Source organism: Porticoccus sp. GXU_MW_L64 (assembly GCF_052983295.1).
Map to the genome: position 1 here is coordinate 57,677 of NZ_JBRKJK010000002.1, position 24,068 is coordinate 81,744.

At 54.7% G+C, this 24,068-nt stretch carries 18 protein-coding genes; 9 read left to right on the forward strand and 9 right to left on the reverse strand.

All coding sequences use genetic code 11. The features are described 5' to 3' along the window. The first annotated feature begins 13 nt into the window (after window positions 1–13). Window positions 14–2,356 carry a Fe(2+) transporter permease subunit FeoB gene (gene feoB, locus ACVBEJ_RS02105; RefSeq protein ID WP_447127941.1) on the forward strand — a complete coding sequence of 781 codons (2,343 nt, stop codon included), beginning with the start codon at window positions 14–16 and terminating at the stop codon, window positions 2,354–2,356. Window positions 2,357–2,562: 206 nt separating this feature from the next. Continuing rightward, the gene (locus tag ACVBEJ_RS02110) at window positions 2,563–3,393 is read left to right on the forward strand and encodes a hypothetical protein (protein ID WP_447127942.1); all 831 of its coding nucleotides are present in this window, start codon (window positions 2,563–2,565) and stop codon (window positions 3,391–3,393) included. Window positions 3,394–3,502: 109 nt separating this feature from the next. Here the strand turns inward: ACVBEJ_RS02110 and ACVBEJ_RS02115 are convergent, their stop codons facing one another. From ACVBEJ_RS02115 to ACVBEJ_RS02125, 3 genes are all read right to left on the reverse strand, one after another. Continuing rightward, complete coding sequence (locus ACVBEJ_RS02115) at window positions 3,503–4,381, reverse strand: class I SAM-dependent methyltransferase (RefSeq protein WP_447127943.1); 879 nt, start codon at window positions 4,379–4,381, stop codon at window positions 3,503–3,505. Continuing rightward, entirely contained in the window at window positions 4,374–5,720 is a 1,347-nt protein-coding gene (locus ACVBEJ_RS02120; RefSeq protein WP_447127944.1) for an HD-GYP domain-containing protein, read from the reverse strand. The genes ACVBEJ_RS02115 and ACVBEJ_RS02120 overlap by 8 nt, the downstream gene beginning before the upstream one ends. Before the next feature lie 72 nt (window positions 5,721–5,792). Continuing rightward, on the reverse strand, window positions 5,793–6,404 hold the full coding sequence (locus ACVBEJ_RS02125; RefSeq protein ID WP_447127945.1) for a uracil-DNA glycosylase family protein: 612 nt from the start codon (window positions 6,402–6,404) through the stop codon (window positions 5,793–5,795). Window positions 6,405–6,492: 88 nt separating this feature from the next. On the opposite strand from ACVBEJ_RS02125, the gene gcvP reads away from it, so the two are divergent. Then, a complete protein-coding gene (gene gcvP, locus ACVBEJ_RS02130; protein ID WP_447127946.1) occupies window positions 6,493–9,351 on the forward strand; it encodes an aminomethyl-transferring glycine dehydrogenase in 2,859 nt (952 codons plus the stop codon). Window positions 9,352–9,566: 215 nt separating this feature from the next. On the opposite strand, the gene ACVBEJ_RS02135 is transcribed toward gcvP, so the two are convergent. The 4 genes from ACVBEJ_RS02135 to ACVBEJ_RS02150 form a co-directional block, all read right to left on the reverse strand. Then, window positions 9,567–12,626, reverse strand: a complete 3,060-nt coding sequence (locus tag ACVBEJ_RS02135) for a TonB-dependent receptor plug domain-containing protein (RefSeq protein ID WP_447127947.1) — start codon at window positions 12,624–12,626, stop codon at window positions 9,567–9,569. 122 nt (window positions 12,627–12,748) lie between these two features. Then, entirely contained in the window at window positions 12,749–13,807 is a 1,059-nt protein-coding gene (locus tag ACVBEJ_RS02140; RefSeq protein WP_447127948.1) for a FecR family protein, read from the reverse strand. Continuing rightward, window positions 13,804–14,391, reverse strand: coding sequence for an RNA polymerase sigma factor (locus ACVBEJ_RS02145; protein ID WP_447127949.1), 588 nt, complete (start codon window positions 14,389–14,391; stop codon window positions 13,804–13,806). The genes ACVBEJ_RS02140 and ACVBEJ_RS02145 overlap by 4 nt, the downstream gene beginning before the upstream one ends. Window positions 14,392–14,850: 459 nt before the next feature. Next, the gene (locus tag ACVBEJ_RS02150; protein ID WP_447127950.1) at window positions 14,851–15,135 is read right to left on the reverse strand and encodes a polyhydroxyalkanoic acid system family protein; all 285 of its coding nucleotides are present in this window, start codon (window positions 15,133–15,135) and stop codon (window positions 14,851–14,853) included. A 252-nt stretch (window positions 15,136–15,387) separates the two neighbouring features. Between ACVBEJ_RS02150 and ACVBEJ_RS02155 the strand changes: the two genes are divergently transcribed. After that, window positions 15,388–15,888, forward strand: a complete 501-nt coding sequence (locus ACVBEJ_RS02155; RefSeq protein ID WP_447127951.1) for a hypothetical protein — start codon at window positions 15,388–15,390, stop codon at window positions 15,886–15,888. Window positions 15,889–15,949: 61 nt separating this feature from the next. Further along, window positions 15,950–16,417, forward strand: a complete 468-nt coding sequence (locus ACVBEJ_RS02160; protein WP_447127952.1) for an RDD family protein — start codon at window positions 15,950–15,952, stop codon at window positions 16,415–16,417. A 100-nt stretch (window positions 16,418–16,517) separates the two neighbouring features. Here ACVBEJ_RS02160 and lptG read toward each other — a convergent pair whose 3' ends face one another. Together lptG and lptF are read right to left on the reverse strand one after the other, a co-directional pair. Then, entirely contained in the window at window positions 16,518–17,588 is a 1,071-nt protein-coding gene (lptG, locus tag ACVBEJ_RS02165; protein WP_447127953.1) for an LPS export ABC transporter permease LptG, read from the reverse strand. Beyond that, a complete protein-coding gene (gene lptF, locus ACVBEJ_RS02170; RefSeq protein ID WP_447127954.1) occupies window positions 17,588–18,700 on the reverse strand; it encodes an LPS export ABC transporter permease LptF in 1,113 nt (370 codons plus the stop codon). Before lptF ends, lptG begins: the two co-directional genes overlap by 1 nt. An 82-nt stretch (window positions 18,701–18,782) precedes the next feature. Between lptF and ACVBEJ_RS02175 the strand changes: the two genes are divergently transcribed. The 4 genes from ACVBEJ_RS02175 (at window position 18,783) to ACVBEJ_RS02190 (ending at window position 23,970) form a co-directional block, all read left to right on the forward strand. Continuing rightward, entirely contained in the window at window positions 18,783–20,261 is a 1,479-nt protein-coding gene (locus ACVBEJ_RS02175) for a leucyl aminopeptidase (RefSeq protein WP_447127955.1), read from the forward strand. Window positions 20,262–20,427: 166 nt separating this feature from the next. Then, window positions 20,428–20,850 carry a DNA polymerase III subunit chi gene (locus tag ACVBEJ_RS02180; protein WP_447127956.1) on the forward strand — a complete coding sequence of 141 codons (423 nt, stop codon included), beginning with the start codon at window positions 20,428–20,430 and terminating at the stop codon, window positions 20,848–20,850. A gap of 11 nt (window positions 20,851–20,861) precedes the next feature. Then, window positions 20,862–21,026, forward strand: a complete 165-nt coding sequence (locus ACVBEJ_RS02185; RefSeq protein ID WP_447127957.1) for a hypothetical protein — start codon at window positions 20,862–20,864, stop codon at window positions 21,024–21,026. A gap of 64 nt (window positions 21,027–21,090) precedes the next feature. Further along, on the forward strand, window positions 21,091–23,970 hold the full coding sequence (locus tag ACVBEJ_RS02190) for a valine--tRNA ligase (RefSeq protein ID WP_447127958.1): 2,880 nt from the start codon (window positions 21,091–21,093) through the stop codon (window positions 23,968–23,970). Window positions 23,971–24,068: the final 98 nt, after the last annotated feature.

Genomic DNA, 24,068 nt, shown 5'->3' on the forward strand with positions numbered 1-24,068 from the left:
ACCGATAAAATCCATGAAACGCGCTTTTACCCTGGCCCTGGTTGGCAACCCCAACTGCGGCAAAACCACTCTTTTCAACGCCCTGACCGGCACCCACCAAAAAGTGGGCAACTGGCCCGGGGTAACCGTTGAACAAAAGTCCGGCAGTTTTGACCACGGCGATACCAGTTTTGAGGTAGTAGACCTGCCCGGCACCTATTCCCTGCACGTCACTCACGACAGCGACTCCATTGACCAACAAATTGCCCAGCAATATGTGCTCGACAGCAGCGCCGATTTGTTGGTGAACATTATCGATGCCTCCAGCCTGGAGCGGGGCCTTTATCTGCATACGCAATTGCGCGACGCCAATGTTCCCTGCGTAATTGCCCTGAACATGATCGACGTGGCAGACCAGCAAGGGGTGCATATCGACCCTTACGCTCTGGCAGAAAAGCTGGGTGTTCCAGTGGTACCCATTGTTGCCAGCAAGCAGGAAGGCATTGGCACCCTTGTGGATGTAATCATCAATAAGCTGCGTACTGTGGAGCAGGAAGAAAACGCGCATTCCAATGACAGCCACATCACCCTGGAAACCGGCCTGGAAGTCACCATTGCCGCCATCGGGCAATTGCTTGAACAGCGCCAGCACAACAGCAATCGACTGCACATTAACGCACTGTTGGAACGGGACGCCCAGGCAACCGCCGCACTGTCCGAAGACCTTGCCACAGCGGTAGAAAAAGAAATCAACCGCCTTGAACAACAGCACGGCACCAGCGCCGCCGACCTGTTGATTCAGGCGCGCTATCAGTGGATTGGCGAACAGGTGGAAGGCGCACAACACCGGGACGATGGCACCAAACTCACCTTCAGCGACCGCCTGGATAAAGTTCTGCTCAATCGGGTACTGGCATTTCCGATTTTCCTCGCGGTGATGTACCTGATGTTCCTGTTCACCATTCACCTGGGCAGCGCGTTTATCGACTTTTTTGACATCGCCGCCGGCGCCATATTCGTGGACTTGCCGCGACAGCTGCTCACTTTTTTGCACCTGCCCGAGTTTATGGTGGCTCTGGTGGCCGACGGTGCCGGCGGTGGCGTGCAACTGGTGATGAGTTTTGTGCCGGTGATTGGCACCCTGTTCCTGTTCCAGTCGTTTCTGGAAAGCAGCGGCTACATGGCCCGGGCCGCCTTTATCCTCGACCGCATGATGCGCTCTATCGGCCTGCCGGGTAAGTCTTTTGTTCCCCTGGTGGTGGGTTTTGGCTGCAACGTGCCATCGGTGATGTCCGCCCGCACTCTGGACTCCCAGCAGGACCGCCTGCTCACCGCGTTAATGGCGCCATTTATGTCCTGCGGGGCGCGGCTTACAGTGTACGTGCTGTTTGCCGCCGCGTTTTTCCCGGTTCAGGGGCAGAATATTGTTTTCGCGCTGTATCTGATCGGTTTGGTGTTGGCAGTGCTCACCGGATTTCTGGTGCGCAAGCGGTTGATGAGCCGGGATATGACGCCATTTATTATGGAGTTACCCAACTACCACGTTCCCACGTTGCGCGGCTTGCTGACAAGCACCTGGCACCGCCTCAAGGGGTTTGTATTGCGGGCGGGCAAGGCCATTGTCGCGGTGGTGATTGTACTTAACTTCCTCAATTCCATCGGCACCGACGGCAGCTTTGGCAACCAGGATTCGGAAAAATCCGTACTCTCTGCCATCGGCATGAAAATCACTCCGGCGTTCGCCCCCATGGGCGTGAAAGAAGACAACTGGCCCGCCACCGTGGGTATTTTCAGCGGTATTTTTGCCAAAGAAGTGGTGGTCGGCACCCTGGATTCCCTGTACACCAGCATGGCGGGCGCAGACAACAGTGAAGATGATGCCGGCACTTTTGGCGAGAAGCTGGGCGAAGCCGTGGCCACCATTCCCGCCAATCTGTCAGAGTTGGGCGGCGCCTTTGGCGATCCGCTGGGCATTCAGGTGGATGACATGAGCGACCAGGCAACAGCGGCCGCTGAACAGGAGGTGGAACTGGGCACCCTGGCTCTGATGAATCAGTTATTCGATGGCCGTATTGGGGCGTTCGCCTATATTCTGTTTGTACTGCTGTATATGCCCTGTGTAGCCACTCTGGGCGCTATTTACAAAGAGGCCGGCGGCTTCTGGGCCGGGTTCTCCGCCATCTGGAACACCGCCATTGCCTACACCGCAGCGGTGCTCTGTTACCAGTTGGGCACTTTCAGCGCCCACCCCACCAGCTCGTTGATATGGAGCGGCGGCGCGGCCCTGTTTATGGTGGCCAGCTACCTGGTGCTGATGCACTACGCCCAAAAACAAACCCAAAACAACAACCTGATTCCGGTGGTTAACATACGTTGATGGGCTTCCAATTCAGGGTACTTCTAAAAATAGTGATATTTTCGCGAGAGCAAGGCGGTGGCGCACGCAGACCCGCAGTGTATAAGGCATACATGAGGACTCGCCTTTCCATAAACAAACAGGGACACCAACGCAGCTATCGCGGAAATAGTGCATTTTTAGAAGTGCCCTTCATTCTGCTTTTCACCCTTGCGACCTGTGGGACATTGAACGCCCTGGCCGATACTCGGTGCGCCCCTTTCCAGTGGATTACCGACACCGACGGCAGCGAAAAAGCCGCCATGGTGGTACAGGCTTTAATCAACGGCAACTCCGTTGATATGCAGTTTGATACCGGCTCCGATGTAAGTGTATTTTACGGCCCGCAACCGGCACTGGACTCCGGCCTTGCCATTGCTGAAAAAGTTGGCGGCCAACCTGCCAGCGCAGCCAGGCTGTCCATTGGCGAGATGGATTTTGGTGAGCAGGAATTTCATATCAGCGACTATCCTTCCGCTCAGGTAGCGGGACGAATTGGCTTGCGCACACTGTTGGACAAAATTGTCCAAATCGACTATCCGGGCCAACAGATCTGCTTGTTGAGCAAAGCCCAGTACCACCTTTCCCGCAACCAGATTCGCCAGGTCCCCGCCCGGATTCGCAGCAGCAAACTGTTTTTAACCACCGAGCTGAATGGCCACAAAGAACAGCGCTTTTTTTTCGACACCGGCGCCAGCATGTTTGACCTGTTGCTGGACAAACCTCAATGGCAACAGCTGACCCAGCGCAGTGGCAGTGAAAACAACAACATCAGAATAGAGGGTTGGGCCAACGACCAGTTGGTAACCACCATTGGCGCACCGTTAACTGGCAGCTTGAAAATTGGTGATATCGACATCCACAGCGCGCAGGTTTACTTCACACGGGAGCGCCCCAACTACTTTGCCAACTTGCCCATTGATGCCGATGGCCTGTTGGGAAATTCGCTGTTTTTTGACAAAAAAGTGATTCTCGATTTGCGCAACAAACGCACCTGGTTTGGGGTGTTCAAGAAATAACACCGTCATTGCGAGGAGCCAGCGGGCGACGCGGCAATCTCCATCAAGTCACTGCCAAATTGAACGAGATTGCCACACCGCCTGCGGCGGTTCGCAATGACAATAATGTTTAAGCAGGCATCTGATAAACCAATACCTTCAACCCCCTACCCCTGTCCGCTTCCGGAAAATCCGGGTGCTCCGCCAAACGCTCTATAAATTTGGCCTGTGGCAATTGTTCGTCAAAGGCGTTTTTCAAGAATTGTTCATCGAGATTGGGGTCGTTAAGGCAGGCCAGAATTTTGCTGCCCGGCGACAGCACTTTCACCAAATGCCGCAGTAAACGAGGGTAATCTTTTTGCGCCACAAAGCTGCCTTTCTGAAAACTCGGCGGATCGAGAACTACCCAATCGTAGGGGCCGTTAACCGCGAGTTTTTTCCAGCTTTTGAACACATCCATTTTTAAAAAACGTGCGCCGCGAATGTGGTTGAGCTGATGATTGCGCTGGCCAATGGCCAGCGCTGCCCGGCTCATGTCCACGTTCACCACTTCGCTGGCACCATTGGCCAGGGCCACACAGGACAGTGCGCAGGTGTAGGCGAACAGATTGAGGCCGCGGCCGGAGGCGTGTTGTTCCAGCCACTGACGGCCCGGCTCCATATCCACAAAATAACCCAGGTTCTGACGCTCCCCCAGGTTCAATTCAAAACACAGCCCGCTGCGATGGGCATAGAACGGTGGTTCCGCCACAGGCCCCAGCCATTCGCTGTGCAATTGCTGGCGGTAGCGGTATTGCACAAATACCGGTACCTGCAACTCAATCAAATGCTGCCGCAGGGAATCCAGAAGATGTTGTGGGGGTTGTTGATAAACCGTGGCCACCAGTACCGGCGGGTGCCAGTCCAGGGTTAACCATTCAAAGTCGGGGTAGCAGTGGCCGCGCCCGTGAAACAGGCGGCGGCTGTCGCCGCCATGGGCGTCAAACTGCGCTGTGATCTGTTCAATCACTGTCTTCCACTTGCTGACGCAGCAGTACGCGCACCGGATAATCTTCCAGCTTGATGCCGCGATCGCCGTTTTTCAACACCCGGCGCACCAGATAACCGGCGCCCAGGTCGCCGGTTTCTGTTTCCAGAAGGCTCACTTTATAGGGTTCTACCACTTCTTCGTGGTCGCGGATGATCTGTACCACCGGCAAGTGGCGTTTGTTCTTTTTAGAGTGCAGCACAATACCCACCAGGCCATTGTGCAGTTCAACAATGGTGCCTGCCGGATAGGGCCCGATAAGGCTGATAAATTCCAGTGCCAGTTCCGGGTCGAACTGGCTGCCGCGGCAACGGTAGATTTCTTTCAGGGCATCCAGGGTGGACCTGGCTTCTGAATAGCAACGGTCGCTGGTCATGGCGTCGAAGGCATCGACAATGGCGATAATGCGTGAATACTCGGTGAGTTCGTGGGCCCGCACCCGGCGCGGGTAACCTTTGCCGTCCATTTGTTCGTGGTGGCTGAAGGCCACGTCGATCACAAATTCATCCACGTTTTCGCTCTGGCGTAACAGGTCGCGGCCAACGGTGGTGTGGCTTTTCATCACCTCAAATTCCTGAGGGGTGAGTTTGCCGGGTTTGTTGAGAATTTCGTCGGCAATTTTCATTTTGCCCACATCGTGCAGCAAACCGCACAGCCCCAGCTTTTCCAGCTCTCCTTCTGCCAGGCGCAAATGGCGGCCAAAGGCAATGGCCAGGATACACACATTGAGGCAATGCTCTGCGGTGTATTTGTTCATGTGCTTGATTTTGCTCATCCAGCCCAGCGCCGCCGGGTTGCGCAGGATACTGTCCACACACAAACGCACAGTGGAACGCGCCGCACGGGTATCCACCATATTTTTCAGGCGCACCTGATCGAGAATGGAAGTTACGCTGCCCGTCGCCTCTGCATACAACTCACGGGCGGTTTGGTGCTCTTGCTCCGGCTCCACAGTCGCTGTGTACGCAGTGCGGGTATTGAGGGTATTGATCAGGGATTTGGGGTCGCGCCGGTTGTAGCTCGATGACGTGGAACGAGTGGTACTGTCGATACCGGAGCGGCTTTTGCCTTTGCTCACCGGCGCCGCAGCAAAGGGAGTGGTTTTGCCGCCCCAGCTGCGACCCTCTTTTTCGATATAGACAAAATCGCAATACTCAGACAGCTTGCGAATTTCCGCCGGATGACGAATCACAAACCCTTGCAGCAAAAAGGGTGTTTCCAGCCAGGACCGGTCCAGCTCGGCAACAAACATGCCGATGGCCAGTTGGGAAACGGGAACTTGCACCAGATTTTCTTGTTGCAGGAACGGATTTACAGGCATGGGTTTGATCTACCGAACAATAGGTCTCAAGTATATAGGAATGGCGGAACAGTAATCAGGCCAACGGCTCACTCAATTGAGCAGTTGATCGACTCTGACTCTTAATTGCGGCAGTAATTCCGTTTCAAACCAGGGGTTGCGCGCCATCCAGCGTCGATTGCGGGGGGATGGATGCACCAGTGGCCAGTAGCCAGGATGCCCTTCAGATAACTGAGTTGCCAGCACCTGCTGCCAGTGCTGTACCCGTTCCGTCAGGTTGCGGTAACCATCTTTTCCGCAATAACGGGCCTGGGCGTAATTGCCAATCAACAAGGTCAGCTCCACCTCTGGCATCTGCTGCCACAGAGCCGGGTGCCACTGGGGTTCACACTCTTTGCGGGGTGGCAAATCGCCAGACTTGCCTTTGCCGGGATAGCAAAACCCCATGGGCATAATGGCAATGCGCGGGTCGTCGTAAAACTGCTGCCGATCCACCCCCAACCAACTGCGCAGGTTATCGCCGCTGGGGTCGTTCCAGGGGATGCCCGTGTGGTGCACGCGGGTTCCGGGGGCCTGACCGATAATCAGTATTTTCGCTGCGGGGGAAACCTTTACCACCGGCCTTGGCCCCAGTGGTAAATCCTGACAAAGAGTGCAGCTTTCCACCTGAGCCAAAAGGTCCGTCAAAGGTATGTTTTCTGGCATTTGGGAATCCCCACAAGCAGCAAATTAGTTTAAAATGCGCGGCTTTCCTGCCAGCCTCTGGCAATGAACCCAACACTGAGAAACAACCATGCACCACGATCACTTTGGCCGCCGTCATATCGGCCCGGACGCCGCACAAACCGAGGCTATGTTGAACACGCTGGGCGTTGCCTCCCTGGATGAACTGATTGACCAGACCGTACCGGCCAATATTCGCAAAGCGGAACCACTTGATCTGGATACTGGCCTCACCGAACAGGAAGCACTGGCAGAAATCAAAGCCATCGCCAGCAAGAACCAGGTATTCACCTCACTGATCGGCACCGGCTATTACGACACCATTGTGCCGCCGGTAGTTCTGCGCAACGTGCTGGAAAACCCCGGTTGGTACACCGCCTACACCCCCTACCAGCCGGAAATTTCCCAGGGCCGTCTGGAAGCATTGCTGAATTACCAGCAGATGGTGATGGATCTGACTGGCATGGAAATCGCCAACGCCTCGCTGCTGGACGAAGGTACCGCCGCCGCCGAAGCCATGGCCATGAGCAAGCGCCACCTGCGCAAAAACAAAAGCACCACCTATTTTATCGATGCCGACTGCCATCCCCAGACCATCGCCGTGGTGCAAACCCGCGCCGAGCACTTTGGCTGGGATGTGGTACTGGGCGATCCGCAAACCGATCTGGCGGAACTGGACATTTTCGGTGCGCTGCTGCAATACCCCACCAGCACCGGCAAGGTAATCGATATTGCCCCCATCATTGAGCAAGTACAGGGCAAAGGCGCGCTGGCCACTGTTGCCGGCGACCTGATGAGCATGGTGCTGATGAAGCCGGCGGGCGAGATGGGTGCGGATATTGTGGTGGGCTCCAACCAACGCTTTGGCGTACCCATGGGCTTTGGCGGCCCCCACGCGGGTTTTTTTGCCTTCCGCGACGAATTCAAACGGGCCTCTCCGGGCCGCATTATCGGTGTCTCCATCGACAGCCACGGCAAACCTGCCCTGCGCATGGCCATGCAAACCCGCGAGCAACACATCCGCCGGGAGAAAGCCAACTCCAACGTCTGCACCGCCCAGGCGCTACTGGCGATTATGTCTCAGTTCTACGCCGCCTATCATGGCCCGGAAGGGCTGAAAGCCATCTCCCGCGAGATTCACAATCTCACCAACACCCTGGCCGCCGCCCTGCAAAGCCAGGGTTTTACTCTGCGCCACAACACCTGGTTCGACACCATCACCGTGGAAGTGGGCGACCAGCAAAACGCCATTGTGGAGCGCGCCCTGAGCCAGCATATCAACCTGCGCAGGGTCGGCACTGATGCCATCGCCATGAGTCTGGATGAAACCAGCACCGAAGGCCTGGTTGCTGACTTGCTTGTTGCGTTCTCTGGAAACGAGAGCGATTGTGAACAGCCAGACCTGCCGGACACTGCCCCATCGGGAATTCCCGCAGAACTGGTGCGCAGCAGCGACTTCCTCACTCACGATGTGTTTAACAGCTACCACAGCGAAACCGAAATGATGCGTTACATGCATCGCCTGGAAGCCAAAGACATCGCCTTGAACCTGTCGATGATTCCGCTGGGCTCCTGCACCATGAAGCTCAATGCCGCCGCCGAGATGATTCCGGTCACCTGGCCGGAATTTGGCGACATGCACCCCTTTGCACCCATCGAGCAAGCCGCCGGTTACGCCGAACTGTTTGCCAGCCTGCAACAACAACTGCAAGCCTGCACCGGTTATGACGCGGTATCCCTGCAACCCAACGCCGGTTCCCAGGGGGAATACGCGGGCCTGGTGGCGATCAAGAAATACCATGAAAGTCGCGGCGACCATCAGCGCACTATCTGCCTGATACCCAGCTCCGCCCACGGCACCAACCCCGCGTCCGCGCAGATGGTGGGCTACAAAGTGGTGGTGGTGAAGTGTGACGACAACGGCAACGTGGACATGGCCGACCTGCAGGACAAGTGTGAAAAGCACAGCGACCAGGTTGCCGCCATTATGATTACCTACCCGTCCACCCACGGTGTGTTTGAAGAATCCGTTACCGACATCTGCGCACTGGTGCACCAACACGGCGGCCAGGTGTACGTAGACGGCGCCAATATGAATGCCCTTGTTGGCCTGGCCGGTCCAGGCAAATTCGGCGGTGACGTGTCTCACCTCAACCTGCACAAAACCTTCTGCATTCCCCACGGCGGCGGCGGCCCTGGCATGGGCCCCATCGGTGTGGGTGCGCACCTCAAACCGTTCCTGCCCGCTCACCCTTTGCAGCCAGTACCGGAAACCGATATGGCCAACGGCACCGTATCCGCCGCGCCCTGGGGTTCCGCCTCTATCCTGCCGATCAGTTGGATGTACATTCGCATGATGGGCCGCGAAGGTATGAAAAAGGCCACTGAAATGGCGATTTTGAATGCCAACTACCTTGCCAAAAAGCTCAGCGATCACTACCCGGTGCTGTACACCGGCAAAAACGGCTTTATCGCCCACGAATGCATTATCGACATTCGCCCGCTGAAAGATGCCACCGGCATCAGTGAAGAAGATATCGCCAAGCGCCTGATGGACTTCGGCTTCCACGCCCCCACCATGTCGTTCCCGGTGGCAGGCACCCTGATGATCGAGCCCACCGAATCGGAAAACAAAGCCGAACTGGATCGCTTCGCGGAAGCCATGATCACCATTCGCAACGAAATGACCAAGGTGCAAAACGGCGACTGGCCCCTGGACAATAACCCGCTAGTGAACGCGCCGCACACTATGGACGACGTACTCAATGCCGAATGGAACCGCCCCTACTGCCGCGAAACCGCCGTGCGCCCGGCCAGCTGGTTAAAGGGTCATAAGTACTGGCCGACAGTGAACCGGATCGACAATGTGCACGGGGACCGGAATTTGATTTGCTCTTGTCCGACCATGGAAAGTTATGTGGATGAGTAACTATTCAGCATCTTTTGAAGTCACAATGGCCCTGGCGCTATTTGTGGTTTTTTGTCGCAAAACGTAAATCTGGGGTAGCTTGCTGTGACACACAGCAAGCCACCCCAGATTCACGCCTTCAAGTTTTTCAGAACGTGGTGAATAGCTATCTATTTCAACAATAAATTGAATCTCCCGGCCAAGGCCGGGAGGGATATAGGTATCTACCGGAAATTTTAAAACTGCTTGGTGAGCCCGAAATAAAGCATCCGGCCGCGGGGATCACTAAACGCGAGATTATAAAACCGCTCATTGGTTACCGGATTACCTGTGTCCGGATCAACCACCCTGTTCTCCGTGATATCGTCCAACAGGTTCAAAATCCTGAACGACACACTGGTACCGGATAACCACTCCGGTGTGGAAAACAGATCACCCTCGTCCATGTTATAGGACATGCTCAAGTTGACGTTCAAGGGCGTATCCGTGATGCGCAGATAAGGGGACACACTTCGATAGGTTTTACTGGTGGTGTTTGCGGTCACCGCTATGGACATGCCACGATTATTCCAGCCAAAGTCCGCACTGTAACGGCGAGTTGGTATCACTCGTGAAACCGTGGAACGCTCCAACTCACTGACCCTTGGCTCTCCCGCATTCCGAATACGCTCGAAATTACTGGTGACCGCCACATTGGTACTGGCGTAAAATTCGCCGAACTCGGTATCGCGCGAGTAGTACAACTGGTAGTCCACGCCGGACTGGTACAACAAGGCCGAATTGATCGCCCGACTATCAATAACCAACAAGCCGTTTTCATCCCGGGACAGTGCCGGGTTTTCCGCCACATAATCAACACCTGCAAGCAATCGGGGCTGGGGGTTCGCAGAAATCCGGTTGATGTATTCCGTTTCGTGCCAGCTGGCAGACAGCCGCAAGCCCGGTAAAACCTCGGGTGTAATTTCGACAATCGCTGTGGAGGTAGTGGCGTTTTCCGCCTCAAGATCCGGGTTGCCACCAAACACCAGGAGACTTTGAAAATCAAACCCCACGGTATTGCCAGCGGCATCCCTTATACGAAGGGGCAGCCCCCCCGGGAAAATGGCCGAAAAATCAACTTGCTGCCTGGGAATCAGTTTTTCCCTTGGAGTTGGCGCCACAAAGGAAGTAGACCGCCTCAGCTTAAAAGAAATCTGCTCAACCGGTCTCCACACCATACCCAGCGACCAGGTGGAATCGCTCCCCAGGTTGCTATAGCTGTCGTAGCGCCCCGCCCCGGTCAAGGTCAACTGCTGCATGCCGACAAATGCATTGTCGCTACTGACCAGTGGCACCAATACCTCGGCGTACCCCGCGCGCTGAATAGAGCTGACCGGGGCATCCAGATCCGCCGTGTCAAAATCGGAAACAGGAACACTCAAATTGAATACTGCAAGATCACTGACCGCTGACTCGGTGCGGGATTCCAGGGTTTCCTGACGCCACTCTCCACCTATAGCAATATTGACTGAGCCACCTGGCAGCTCAAACAGCGCTCCATTGGCCCGGAAGTCAGCAGTGCTCTCTTTATTAACGGATACCGTGGTTGCAGGTGGCGCTATCAACCGGGAAAGCACTTCCGGTGAATTGTCGGCCAGGATATCACCAGTGTATAAATTCAGGCCTGTGGGAACAGCAGCGGCGGCAGTGGCCGGGTTGCCAGAGAAATTCACGCTCTGGTTAACGTGCAGGCTGTCAATCTTGTCGCGGGATTGCCCAATGCTTGTTTCCCACTGCCAGCTGTTACCCAGCTCGCCATCCACGTACAGGCTCCAGCGGGTCACTGTTTGCTCGGTTTCATTGTGCTGATCGGCAAACCCTGGCAGCCGAAAGCGAATACGATGCGCACTTTCAAAAGGGCTGCCACTGCCGTTGGTTAACGGATTGGTGGGCACATTTGCCGTAAACCCTCCTCGCGCGGAATAGGTATTGCGATCTGAATAGTAAAGGTTTGCCCCAAAATTGATCTTTTCAGACAACTCCTGCTCTAACCGCAATTGCAGGTTATTGCGTTGCTGAGCTGGAATCAGGCTGATACCTTCAGAGGCCTCGGGGCTGGTGTCATTGAGCGTGGCTTCTGTGCGAATATTGGTAATGCTGGACAGTGGCACCGTACTGCCCTGCCCATCGGGGAGTACAAAGAACTGTACCGCCTCAACACCTGGATCTGTTGTGGGTACGGGCAATTGCGAAGGCAAAAAGTTCTCACCGTTGTACCTGAAAAATACGGGATTGTTAAAATCACTCACCAGGCCAGTGCGCCAAAAAGTAATATCCCGAACAGCTTCAGGCCGTTCACCGCCATCCAGGTTACTGCGCTGAAAGCGCTCAAAATCCACTGACAGGCGGCCGCTGCCCCATCCGGTGGATCCGGATAGCGTCAATACGTGTTCTTCAAAACCACTGGCTTCGGGCCTGCCGTACTCGTATCTGGCCGTGGCACCTTCATAGTCTTTCTTGAGGATGATATTGATAACGCCACCCACGGCGTCTGAGCCATAAATTGCCGAGGCACCATCCAGTAAAACTTCCACTCTGGCAACCGACTGCAGTGGAATACCACTGATGTCAGAAGCACCCCCAAAGACACCGGATTTGCCAATACGCCGACCATCGATCAAAACCAGCGTAGATTCACTGCCAAGTCCGCGCAGGTTAATGTTGGAGCCGCCGGTAATATTCAGCGCACCATTGAACGAATTGCCCAGCAAAGTGGAGCCCACCTCACTGGCACTGAAGACATTTTGTGGGAGCCGGCGCAGGGCACCTTCCAGGGTGGCCTCGCCGCTGTTTCTCAGGGTATCTATATCGAGTGTTATAACATTGGCCGCCAATTCACTGGCATTTCGAGCAATCCGCGAACCGGTAACCACCACTTCTTCGTCCGCTTCTTCAGTTCTGTTTTTTTCTTCTGCTTCCCCGGTTTGATCTTCAGGTTTAATAACAACCGAGCTGTCCGAAATAAACTTATAACCCAGCTTCGTTCCCTCAAGCATAATGGATAGTGCTTCAGCGACGGTATAATTGCCTTTCACCTGACTCAGACGAGTTCCCTCTCCCATCTCTTTCGAGATAACGATCTGCACGCCAGAGCTTTGGCTCAATGCCATTAATGCCGAGCCGATGTTTTGGCTTTCAATATCAATATTGAATTTATCTGTTTCAGCCTGGGCCAAGGGTGCCAGGCTCAGCGCACAAACTGACGCCACCCCCAACACCAGATTTTTGACCCTGTGTTTTTTATCAATAATTATCATGTATTGCCCCCCGTATGGATTTTTCGTGCTCTGCAATCAGAAGCCCATCAGTTATTTTTTCTGGACTCTGTAGAAACCACGCACAGGAAGATCAAATACCCTACTTTTTAGAACCTGAATCGTTATTTTTGGCTTTCGGAATCTTCTCCGACAATCACCACACGATCAAAGTGGCGAACCACTCTGATCGGCAGCGACTCCTCCAGCAAAGTCAAAGCCATATTAGCCTGGTCAACCCGAATACCGGCGTAGACCTCCATATCCATCACCGAACTGTCTTCGACAAGAATTTTCTTCGCCGAATAACGGTTTAACTCCTGAATCACTTTGTGCAGCGGCACCGCGTCAAATCGAACCAGGCCTGTGCGCCAACTGTGCAGGCGATCAATGTGGGCATCCCGGTAAGCGACCAATTGTTGGCTGTTTTCACTGTATTCAGCAACGGTGCCTGCCAGTACCTTTCTCTGCACCGACCCCCGGTACTGTTTACGCTCGCCATCATCAACGTTTACAGCCGGTGCAGAATCAGAAGCCTGTTCTTCATTGCCATGAATCGCAACCACACCTTCAACAACGGCCAATACAAAGCTGTCCGGCGATTTGCGAATATTGAACTCGGTACCCAATACACTGATGGCACGGGAACCCAGCGCGACCGCAAATGGCCGCAAGGGGTCTCTGGCAACATCAAAATAGGCCTCACCCCGTTCCAGGATGATCCGGCGGGATTGATCCGACATCTCCACCAGTATCTGTGTGCCGGTATTCAGGGTAATAGCACTGCCATCGGCAAGATTGACGGTTTTCTGCTCTCCTATGCGGGTGACATAACGCTGCACATCGCCATCTTTTGTGACAAGTGGCGTCCAGCCGATATAACCGGCTGTTACTGCCAACAGCAAACCCGCCGCTACTGCCCAGCCCCTCCAGTTGCGAGAGGGTTGCAAGCGGGGGGGCGAATCTTCCGCCACAACCCCCAGAATATCCGGATCAGCTGCCAGATCTTCCATATCTGACAAAGTCTGCATGGTGTCGATAAAGCTGTTGCGATAGCTATCATCCGATGACTGTCGGGACAGCATCTCAACCTGCTCCCGGTCAGACAATTCCCCGGAAAGCAGGCGAGCAATTCCGCTGGCCGCCTGCCGATCCGTAAAATTCTGTTTTATTGCCCTGATCATTCTTCCATTCCCTTTAATTCTGCCGACAATTTGCGAACCTTCACCAATGCCTGCTGCATATACTTTTCCACTTGCTTTACCGAAAGCCCCATATCCACAGCAACCTCCCGATAGCTCTTGTCCAGAAACCGGTTTCTGACAAACACTTCACGGCATTTTGGCTTTAACGTCATCACCATTTGCTTAAGGCGATGCAACTGTTGATCAGCCTGAACCTGCCGTTCCAACGTCATATTAGACACTTCCGCATCTTCCCCCAGCTCAACCTGACGCTGTTGCAGGTAGCGATTGCGCACCGACTGGTGCCTGAACAGATCGCGTACATAGTTATTGGCTGCACGAAAGATGTAAGAGCGATTGCGAGAACCTCCCACTGGCAACCGCTCCGGCAGGTTGTCCAGGCGCGAGAGACGTGTGAACACTTCCTGCACAATATCATCGCGCTCCTGAAATACCCCCAATCGCACACTCAGGAATTTCTTCAACGCCGAATAGTGTTCGCGATACAGTCGCTCAAGCGCCTGCTCCCGAGTCTCTGTGCGGCGATCCGACAATTCGATAACGTTGTTTTTGTTGGGTTTCATAATATGAGAAAGCGGTTTTCGCAACTCCACATAGAGACCACGCACAGGCGGGATAAAAGCCCTACCATTATTTTCTGTTATTCGGCGGTTTCGGTATTGAGGCCTTCGGCAACAACCGCCACTCGCAGCCAAGCATAAGGAATGGTTAACAAAGGTAAAGTTATGTTTACCAAACATAACCATTTGTTTTTTATTGTTTTTTCAAAAATCCAAAATATTGCACAGAGCGCCCGATGGCATATACAGTGACCCTGAAGTCGGCAGTCACCCCCATGACGCTATCCGGCTTCAAGAGGAGGGAGATGCGGATAAGAGCATCTCTTATTCGCTGTTACAGGCTGCTCCCCCATTCAGCAGCTCTGTAACTGGAGATACCCCCGCTGGCAACAGCGGGGGTTCTTTATTGGGCACGCCTGAAAATGCGATCTTCCTGTAATATCACAACTTTAGACGCATTCTTTATTGTTCAGTGGTCAGGTATTTATCGAGTACCGACTCCACCTCAGTTTTCACCATCGGTGCAAAGGCGGACATCATTAACCCCAGCTCCACCGTGACAACCACAGTTGTATCTCCCAACACCGCATGGGCCTTGGCGCCACTTTGCTGGTAGTGCAATTCATTGCCCTGCCAATCGACGCTGCCACCCAACTTGTCCGTCAATTTGGCGGCCAGCTGATCGCCCAACTCCTTTAATTGACCACTATTCAATTGATGGTCACGCTCTACACAGACTTTCGCCATTATCACCTCCTAAATGCAAAATTTTTCCACTATTCCTTCATATTTGAATCAGCATGACGGTGTTAGCATAAATACCAGTACAGATTCTCAGATGAACTGAGATCGTAAAACAGAATTTACCCAACCAGACTGCACAAATAATCGCTGATGGGTATTATCACCGGTACGCGGTTCAACTGCATCACAGTTTGTTGATCCGGGTTTGAAACAGCGCCATGAAGTTATCTAGACTGAGGGAATAGGAGCTTTTATATGGCAGATACAAGAACAGCAGTACGCATTCTACGACAGGTTGTTTCGGGGCGGTTTATGGTTCCGGTAGCCATCTGCGCCGTATTCTCTTGCAACGCCAGTGCCGACCGTGGCCTGTTCCTGCCCAGCGAGATCAAAAGCAGCAAGAAAGACGCCTCCCTCGCTCACGCCGAACTGCGCTCGCTGTGCAATGAAAAGCTGGTCGAACGCTCTGAACAAATACGCTCCAACCGCATGTCCGCCACCCACCGCGCCCTCAATTACGACTGGCTGTCCTCCTATTCAGACCAGGGTCGTCAGTATCATGGCGGGCGGGCATTTGGCCGTATGGCGCAAACAATGCTCAAGGAATACTGGGAATACAAACGCCAGAAGCTGGGGGACGGCGCCCTGCTGGACGCAGACGGCAACCTCAAACAGCGCAAATTCCGCGGGGTTGACTACGGTTTGACCACCTCTGGCGGCGGCCTTAACTTTGGTTTCAACTATACCTTTGAGTAATCCCTTCTAAACAACCACCTGCTTCCGATAAAATCCCCGCTTCATTCCATGGAGCAACCCCGTGACCCCAGAAGAATTTAGCGCCCAGCCCAAGGCCGGTATTTTTCGGCGCCTGTCTGCACTTGTGTACGACTTTCTGTTGATGCTGGCCATCGTGTTTGTCTGCGGTGTTATTGCCGTGATTGTTCAATACCTGACCTACAGCCCCATCCCAGAAGGCGAACAAATGCCTCCCCTCCCCTGGGTACCGGTGGTAAGCCTGTTGTGGTTCGCCAACGCCTGGTACTTTGTGTATTGCTGGCAAAAACGCGGCCAGACCCTGGCCATGAAAGCCTGGCGTCTGCGCCTGCAACAGCCGGATGGCTCCCTGACCACCAACAAACAGCGCTGGCTGCGAGCCCTGATAGCGCCGCTGTCACTGGTCAGTGTGATCGGTTTGCTGTGGAAATTGTGGGATAAAAACGGCGATTGCCTGCACGACAAAATCACCGGCACCCAAGTGGTGCTGTTGCCGAAGGGGGTGAACTGAAGCTGCGAGCAGTCCGAGCGTAATTGTCATCCTTCGCTACGCTCAGGATGACAAAGGCCGACCGATCTGCTCGCAGCCAGCAACCCGGCGCCAGCAGCTGTTAAGCTGCCCGGCGCAGCAGCAACATACCGATCACCATAAACACCGCAATCGGCACCAGTACGGCAATCACGGGTGGAAACTCATACACCAGGCTGGAGGGCCCGAGCATTTTCTGGCTGATCCAGAAGGCCATGCCAAAAATCACTCCGGTAAAAATCCGAAAGCCCATAGTGACCTGGCGCAATGGTCCGAAGATAAAGGAAATAGCCACCAGCACCAGGCTCAGCACACTGAGTGGCTGCAATACCTTGCCCCAAAACTCCAACCACAATGGCTGCGAGTCCTGCCCCTGATCCTGCAAATAGCGGGCGTAACCGTGCAACCCACCAATGGAAAGTGATTCCTTGGGAATGGATATCAGGTTGAGCAGTTCGGGAGACAGGTCCGTTTGCCAGTGTCGTTGCACCTGCTGCTCTACACGGGTTCGGTAGGGCTCGATGTGGGTGATGGCGACGTTTTCCTCCACCCAGTGATCCCGGTGAAACACCGCGCTTTCAGAAAAGCTGGCCTGCTTGAGATTGCGTTCATCGTCAAACTGGTAGCGAGTCACGCCGTAGAGCAGCTGCCCTCCCGGAGCGACAATATTAAAGTGCATAAACTCGGTGCCTTCCTTGTTCCACAGGTTAGAGCGAAACTTTTGTTCCACCTGACCACTGCCACTGCGCTTCAAGGCTTTGTAAGTGGTGGCCGACTGATCCGCGTAAGGCACCAGATATTCCGCCAGCATCACTCCCACAAAAATCACCAGCAGGGTTGGTCGTATCACAAACCAGACAATACGCAGCAGCGACACGCCGGATGCGCGCATTATCACCAATTCACTGCTGCCGGCCAAGGTTCCAAGGCCGATCAAACAGCCAATCAATGAGGCAAAGGGAATAAATTCATAAATGCGCGATGGCACCGTCATGCCAATGTAGGTGAGCGCATTCACATAGGTGTAGTTGGCGTTGATGACTTTGGACTCGTTAATGAACGCCGACAAAGCATCAATGCCCACCAGAATAGCCAGTACCCCCAGCAGACTGGCCAGTACCGAACGGGCGACATAGGCAGAGAGTTGGCGCATCAGGACGCCCTCGCCATTGTTCGCCGGGTCAATTTGCAACGCAGGCGGTCCCAGTAAAAAATCGTCACCGCGATCAGCAAAAACAGCAGGTGTATTCCCCAGATACCGCCGTACACATTGAGCTCACCCTCAGACACTTTACTCACCCCGGCATCCACCGCCTGCCAGTAAATAACGTACAACAGTATGGCGGGCAGCAAGCGCATGTAGCGCCCTTGGCGGGGGTTGGTTTTGCTAAGTGGAATAGCGGCAATGGTTAAAATCAACACCATTACCGGCCAGGACAGGCGACGGTGCAGCAGTGCAACATGTTTGGGATTGTCGGAGGCGACCAGCTCACCAAAGCTGAGTGATTCTTCCTGCATTTTCTTGATACGCCAGTCATCTTCCTTGGTTTGCGCCAGGCGTTTGCCAAATTCATTAAAGTACGTGATACGAAACAGTGCCTCGCCGGGGGTGCCTTCAATGCGGTAACCGTCTTCCAGCACCAGAAAATTGTCTTTCAAATTTTCCGAACGCTTTTGGTAACCCTTGCGGGCAAGCACCAAAACCTGGCCACTGCCGTTTTCGGTATTGGCCACAGACTCGGTGTAAAAAACGTCCTGCAGCTCACCGCTGTTCACTTCCTCTGCATAGGCGACACCACTGCCCGCCTGCAGCTTCTGAAAGCGCTTTGCGGGCATGGCATCCAGCTCTGCCCGCTGTTGTTGGGCACGCTCAAGGGCGGTAGATTTGGCAATGCCGTTGGGGGCCATTTCAATACTCATCAGCCCCACAACAGCGGCCACCACCAGTGCACTCACCATGGTGTAACGCAGTATCTGATTGCGGCTGACACCACAACAGGACAGCACCGTCATTTCACTGTCCAGATACAGGCGGCCATACACCAACAGAATGGAAAGAAAGAACGACAGCGGCAGCAACAGCTCAAGAAATTCCGGCAGGCGATAGCCCATCAGGGCAAACAGCACATCCGCATCGTATTTGCCCAGTGCGGCATCTTGCAGATACTTTACAAAGCGGCTGCTCATAAATACCAGCAACAGCACAAAACACACCGCTACGGTGCTGCCGAGCAATTGACGCAACAGATAGCGAAAAATAATCACAGAATGATCGCTGCCCTTGGTAGCCGGTTTGAAATTAGAATAGACTAGCGGGCGATTCTAACCATTTGTTCCGGGAGACACCATGGAATTCTCACTACGTTCCGCCGACGCCCTGTCTGCGAAAACAGCTTGCCTGGTTATTGCGGTTGCCGAAGGCCCACTGTCCGGCATTGGCAAAGAGGCTGACAAGGCCACCGATGGCACCCTGACGGCACTGGCCAAAAGCGGCGACTTCAGCGGCAAAAAAGGCGAACAACTGTTACTGCCCGTTGCCAACGGTGTGGGCGCGCAGCGGGTTTTGCTGGTTGGTGCCGGCAAAGGCGCTGTCAATGACCAGGGTTTTGTAAAGCTGGCCACCGGCATCGCCAAAAAGTTGATTGCCCTGAAAGTCAAAGATGCCCTGATCTGCATTGAAGGTCTGGATGTCAACGGCCGTGATATGGCCTGGAAAACCAGGCAGGTAGCGCGTCTGTGCGGCGAAGCCGGTTATCAGTTCACCAAATTCAAATCCAACAAACCGCCCAAAACCGCCCTCAAAAAAGTCACCCTGCACAGCAGCAAAAGCAGCGCCGCCATCAAAAATGCCCTGGCAGCGGGCAGTGCCACCGCCAACGGTGTCAACCTGGCTCGCGAATTGGGCGACCTGCCCGGCAATGCCTGCGACCCTTCCCACATGGCGACCCGGGGCCGTGCCTTTGCCAAAAACAACCCCAAAGTCACCACCAAAGTGCTGGATGAAAAACAGATGAAGGCGCTGGGCATGAACTCCCTGCTGTCTGTTTCTGCCGGTTCCGACAACCCTGGCAAAACCGTTATCGTGGAATACAAGGGCGGCAAAAAATCCGACAAGCCCGTGGTACTGGTGGGTAAAGGTGTCACCTTCGACTCTGGCGGCATCAGCCTCAAGCCCGGCCAGGCCATGGACGAAATGAAATACGACATGGGCGGCGCGGCTACCGTGTTTGGCACCATGCAAGCGGTGATCGACATGGCGCTGCCAGTCAATGTAGTGGCCATTGTTGGCTGCGTGGAAAACATGCCCAGCGGCAAGGCCACCAAGCCCGGTGATATCGTCACCGCCATGAACGGCACTACCATCGAAGTGCTCAACACCGACGCCGAAGGCCGCCTGGTGCTGTGCGATTGCCTGACCTACGCCGAGCGCTACAAGCCCCAGGCAGTGATCGACGTAGCCACCTTGACTGGCGCTATTGTGATTGGCCTGGGCCACCACGCCAGCGCTATCTACTCCAACAGCGACGAGTTATCCGAGCAGCTGCTGGCCGCCGGTAAAGAATCCACCGACCGCGGCTGGCCCATGCCCCTGTGGGACGAGTACGACCAACAGCTGAAATCCAACTTTGCCGACATCCCCAACATTGGTGCAGGCCGCGATGCGGGCTCCATCACCGCCGCCTGCTTCCTGGCCCGCTTCGCCAAAAAATACAACTGGGCGCACCTGGATATCGCCGGCACCTTCTGGAACTCCGGTGCCAATAAAGGTGCTACCGGTCGACCGGTGCCAATGTTGACGGAATACCTGACCAAGCTGGCAAAGTGACAATGTGAAACATGTCATCCTGAGCGCAGCGAAGGATCCCTCTGCTGATGCTGGCAATAAGATCCTTCGCTGCACTCAGGATGACAACTGTTAACCTGGCACATCCTGTAGCCCGAGTAGAGCGTAGCGGCACCCGGGAAAATATTTCGATAAAAAATTCTCACCCATGACCGATATCCAGTTCTACAACACCTGCCAGCCCTTTGCAGACGCCCTGCTGTACTGCTGCCGTCTGATCGAAAAAGTCAGCGCCCGCGGCTTGCCGATTCTGGTGCATACACCGGACGAAGCCACTGCTGTGCAGTTGGATGAATTGCTCTGGTCATTTCAGGAAAGCAGCTTTGTCGGCCACACCACCGATAACGCCGATCACCAGCCGGTGAATATCAGCTGGCAGGACGACCCTGGCGAGCATCACCATGTTCTCATCAACCTTGGGACGCAAGTCCCATCCTGGCATGGCCGCTTTGAGAAAGTACTGGAGATTATTTACGATCAACCCGAAGTGATCGAAAGCAAACGCAACAGTTTTCGCTACTATAAAGAACGCGGTTACCCGCTGCGCTACCATGACTTGAGTAAAGACTGAGGATAACAGCCATGTACGGCACACCAGGTTCAAAGGAAAACACCGAAATCCCTGTTCTGGAAACCCCCTCCGCCGATATGCTGAACGAGCAATTGCTGGAAGAACTGGACATCCCCATACTTACCACTCCCGCCGACAACACAGACGCTCCCAAAGCCGACGACAAGTCGATATAATTCCCCGTTTTTCCCGCTATCACCCTGCCCGCTCAAAAAGCGGCGGCAGGCTATTGGATTTGTAATGGACAAAAACTACCGCCCCCAAGACATCGAACAAAACTGGTACCAGACCTGGGAACAGAACGGCTACTTTGCCCCCAGCGGCAACGGCCCATCATTTTCGCAAATGATCCCCCCCCCCAACGTTACCGGCAACCTGCATATGGGCCACGCCTTCCAGCATACCATTATGGATGCACTGACCCGTTACCAGCGCATGAACGGCAAAAACAGTCTGTGGCAAGTGGGTACCGATCACGCCGGTATCGCCACACAAATGGTGGTAGAACGCAAATTGGCCGCCGAAGGCAAAAGCCGCCTCGACCTGGGGCGCGATGCTTTTATCGACAAGATATGGGAGTGGAAAGAACAGTCCGGCGGCGCTATTACCCAGCAAATGCGCAGGCTCGGCAACTCGGTAGATTGGCACAGCGAACGCTTTACCATGGACCCGGGCTTTACCAAAGCGGTACAGGAAGTGTTTGTACGGCTGTACCAGGACGGCCTGCTGTATCGCGGCAAGCGCCTGGTGAACTGGGACCCGAAGCTGCACACCGCCATTTCTGACCTGGAGGTGGAAAACAAGGAAGTCAAAGGCAAAATGTGGCACCTGCGCTACGCCCTAGCCGACGGTGCCACCACTGCCGATGGCAAAAATTACCTGGTGGTTGCCACCACCCGCCCGGAAACCCTGCTCGGCGATACCGGCGTGGCAGTGAACCCGCAAGACCCCCGCTACAAAGACCTGATTGGCAAACAGGTTATTTTGCCATTGGTTGAGCGCCGCATCCCCATTGTGGGCGACGAACACGCGGACATGGAAAAAGGCACCGGTTGCGTAAAAATCACCCCGGCCCACGACTTTAACGATAACGAAGTGGGCAAGCGCCACGGCTTGCCGATGATCAACGTGCTCACCTTTAACGCCGACATTCGCGACAGCGCCCAGTGTTTTAATTCGGACGGAACAGTAAACCAGGATTTGTGCACCTCTTTGCCAAGTAAGTATCGAGGCATGGAACGCTTTGCCGCCCGCCGGGAAATCGTTGCCGACTTTGAATCAATGGGCCTGCTGGAAGCCGTCGAAGAAAACCCCATGACCGTGCCCTACGGTGACCGCGGTGGCGTAGTGATCGAACCCATGCTCACCGACCAGTGGTACGTGGACGCCAAAACCCTGGCCAAGCCCGCCATCGAAGCGGTGGAAGATGGCCGCATCCAATTTGTGCCGCAGAATTACGAAAACATGTACTTCGCCTGGATGCGCGACATCCAGGACTGGTGCGTGTCCCGCCAGCTGTGGTGGGGCCACCGCATTCCCGCCTGGTACGACGAACAGGGCAATGTGTACGTAGGCCGCGACGAGGCGGAAGTGCGCAGCAAACACAGCCTCGGTGATACCACCTTGAAACAGGACGACGACGTACTGGATACCTGGTTCAGCTCCGCCCTGTGGACATTCGGCACCCTCGGCTGGCCCGCCGATGACACCGCCACTCTTGAGCGCCTGAAAACATTCCATCCCACCGATGTACTGGTAACCGGCTTCGACATCATATTCTTCTGGGTGGCGCGCATGATCATGATGACCATGCACTTTATGAAGAACGACGATGGCAGCGCGCAAGTGCCGTTCAAAACCGTTTACGTCACTGGCCTGATTCGCGATGACCAGGGCCAGAAAATGTCCAAATCCAAGGGCAACGTGATCGACCCGCTGGATATGATCGACGGCATTGGCCTCGATGACCTGACAGCAAAGCGCACCGGCAACATGATGCAGCCGCAGCTGGCAGAGAAGATTGCAAAGCGCACTGAGAAGGAATTCCCGGAAGGCATTGCCGCCCACGGCACCGATGCCCTGCGCTTTACCCTGGCGGCGCTGGCCTCTACCGGTCGCGACATAAACTGGGACATGAAACGTCTGGAAGGCTACCGCAATTTTGCCAATAAAATCTGGAACGCCTCTCGCTATGTGCTGATGAACGCCGAAGGAGAAGATTGCGGCCAACTTTCTATAGATGGAAAGTGCAGTGAAGCGGTTGAACTGTCGCTGGCCGATCGCTGGATTGTCAGCAAACTGCAAACCGTGGAAGCGGAAGTCGCGCGCCACTTCGACCAGTACCGCTTCGACCTGGCAAGCCAAACGCTCTACGACTTTATCTGGAACGAATACTGCGATTGGTATCTGGAGCTCTCCAAACCCGTTCTTTGGGATGAAAATGCATCACCAGAAGCCAAGCGCGGTACCCGCCGCACCCTGGTACGTGTACTGGAAACCATCATGCGCCTGATGCACCCGTTGATGCCCTACCTCACGGAAGAAATCTGGCAGGCCATCAAAGTACTGGCGGGCAAAACCGGCGACACTATTATGTTGCAGCCCTACCCCAGCGCCGACGACAACAAGCGGGACGCAGCCGCCGAAGCGGATATCGAATGGCTGAAACAAGTGATTGAAGGCGTCAGAAGTATTCGCGGTGAAATGAACATTCCACCAGCGAAACTGCTGCCGGTGTGTTTCAATAACGGCAACAGCGATGACCAGCGCCGCCTGCAAGACAACCGCCAGTTCCTCACCAAACTGGCCAACCTGGAAACCATTACCTGGCTCACCCCCGGCGACCAAAAACCCATGTCCGCCACTGCCCTGGCCGGTGAACTGGAAATTCTGGTACCCATGGCCGGGCTGATCGACAAAGACGCGGAGCTGGCCCGCCTGCAAAAAGAAATCGATAAAATTGGCAAAGATTTCGCACGGGTGGAAGGCAAATTGAACAACCCCAATTTTGTCGATAAAGCCCCCGCTGCGGTGGTGGAAAAAGAAAAAGCTAAAATGGCGGATATGCAAACGGCTATTGGCAAGCTGGAACAACAGAAGGCGGAGATTGCCGCCTTATAAAATTACCTTTCATTGCGCAATATTAAACCGGCAACCTTATAGGTTGCGTTTAATAATGCGGCACAGGGATGTGCCGCCGCTGGCGCAGCCAGCGCGAG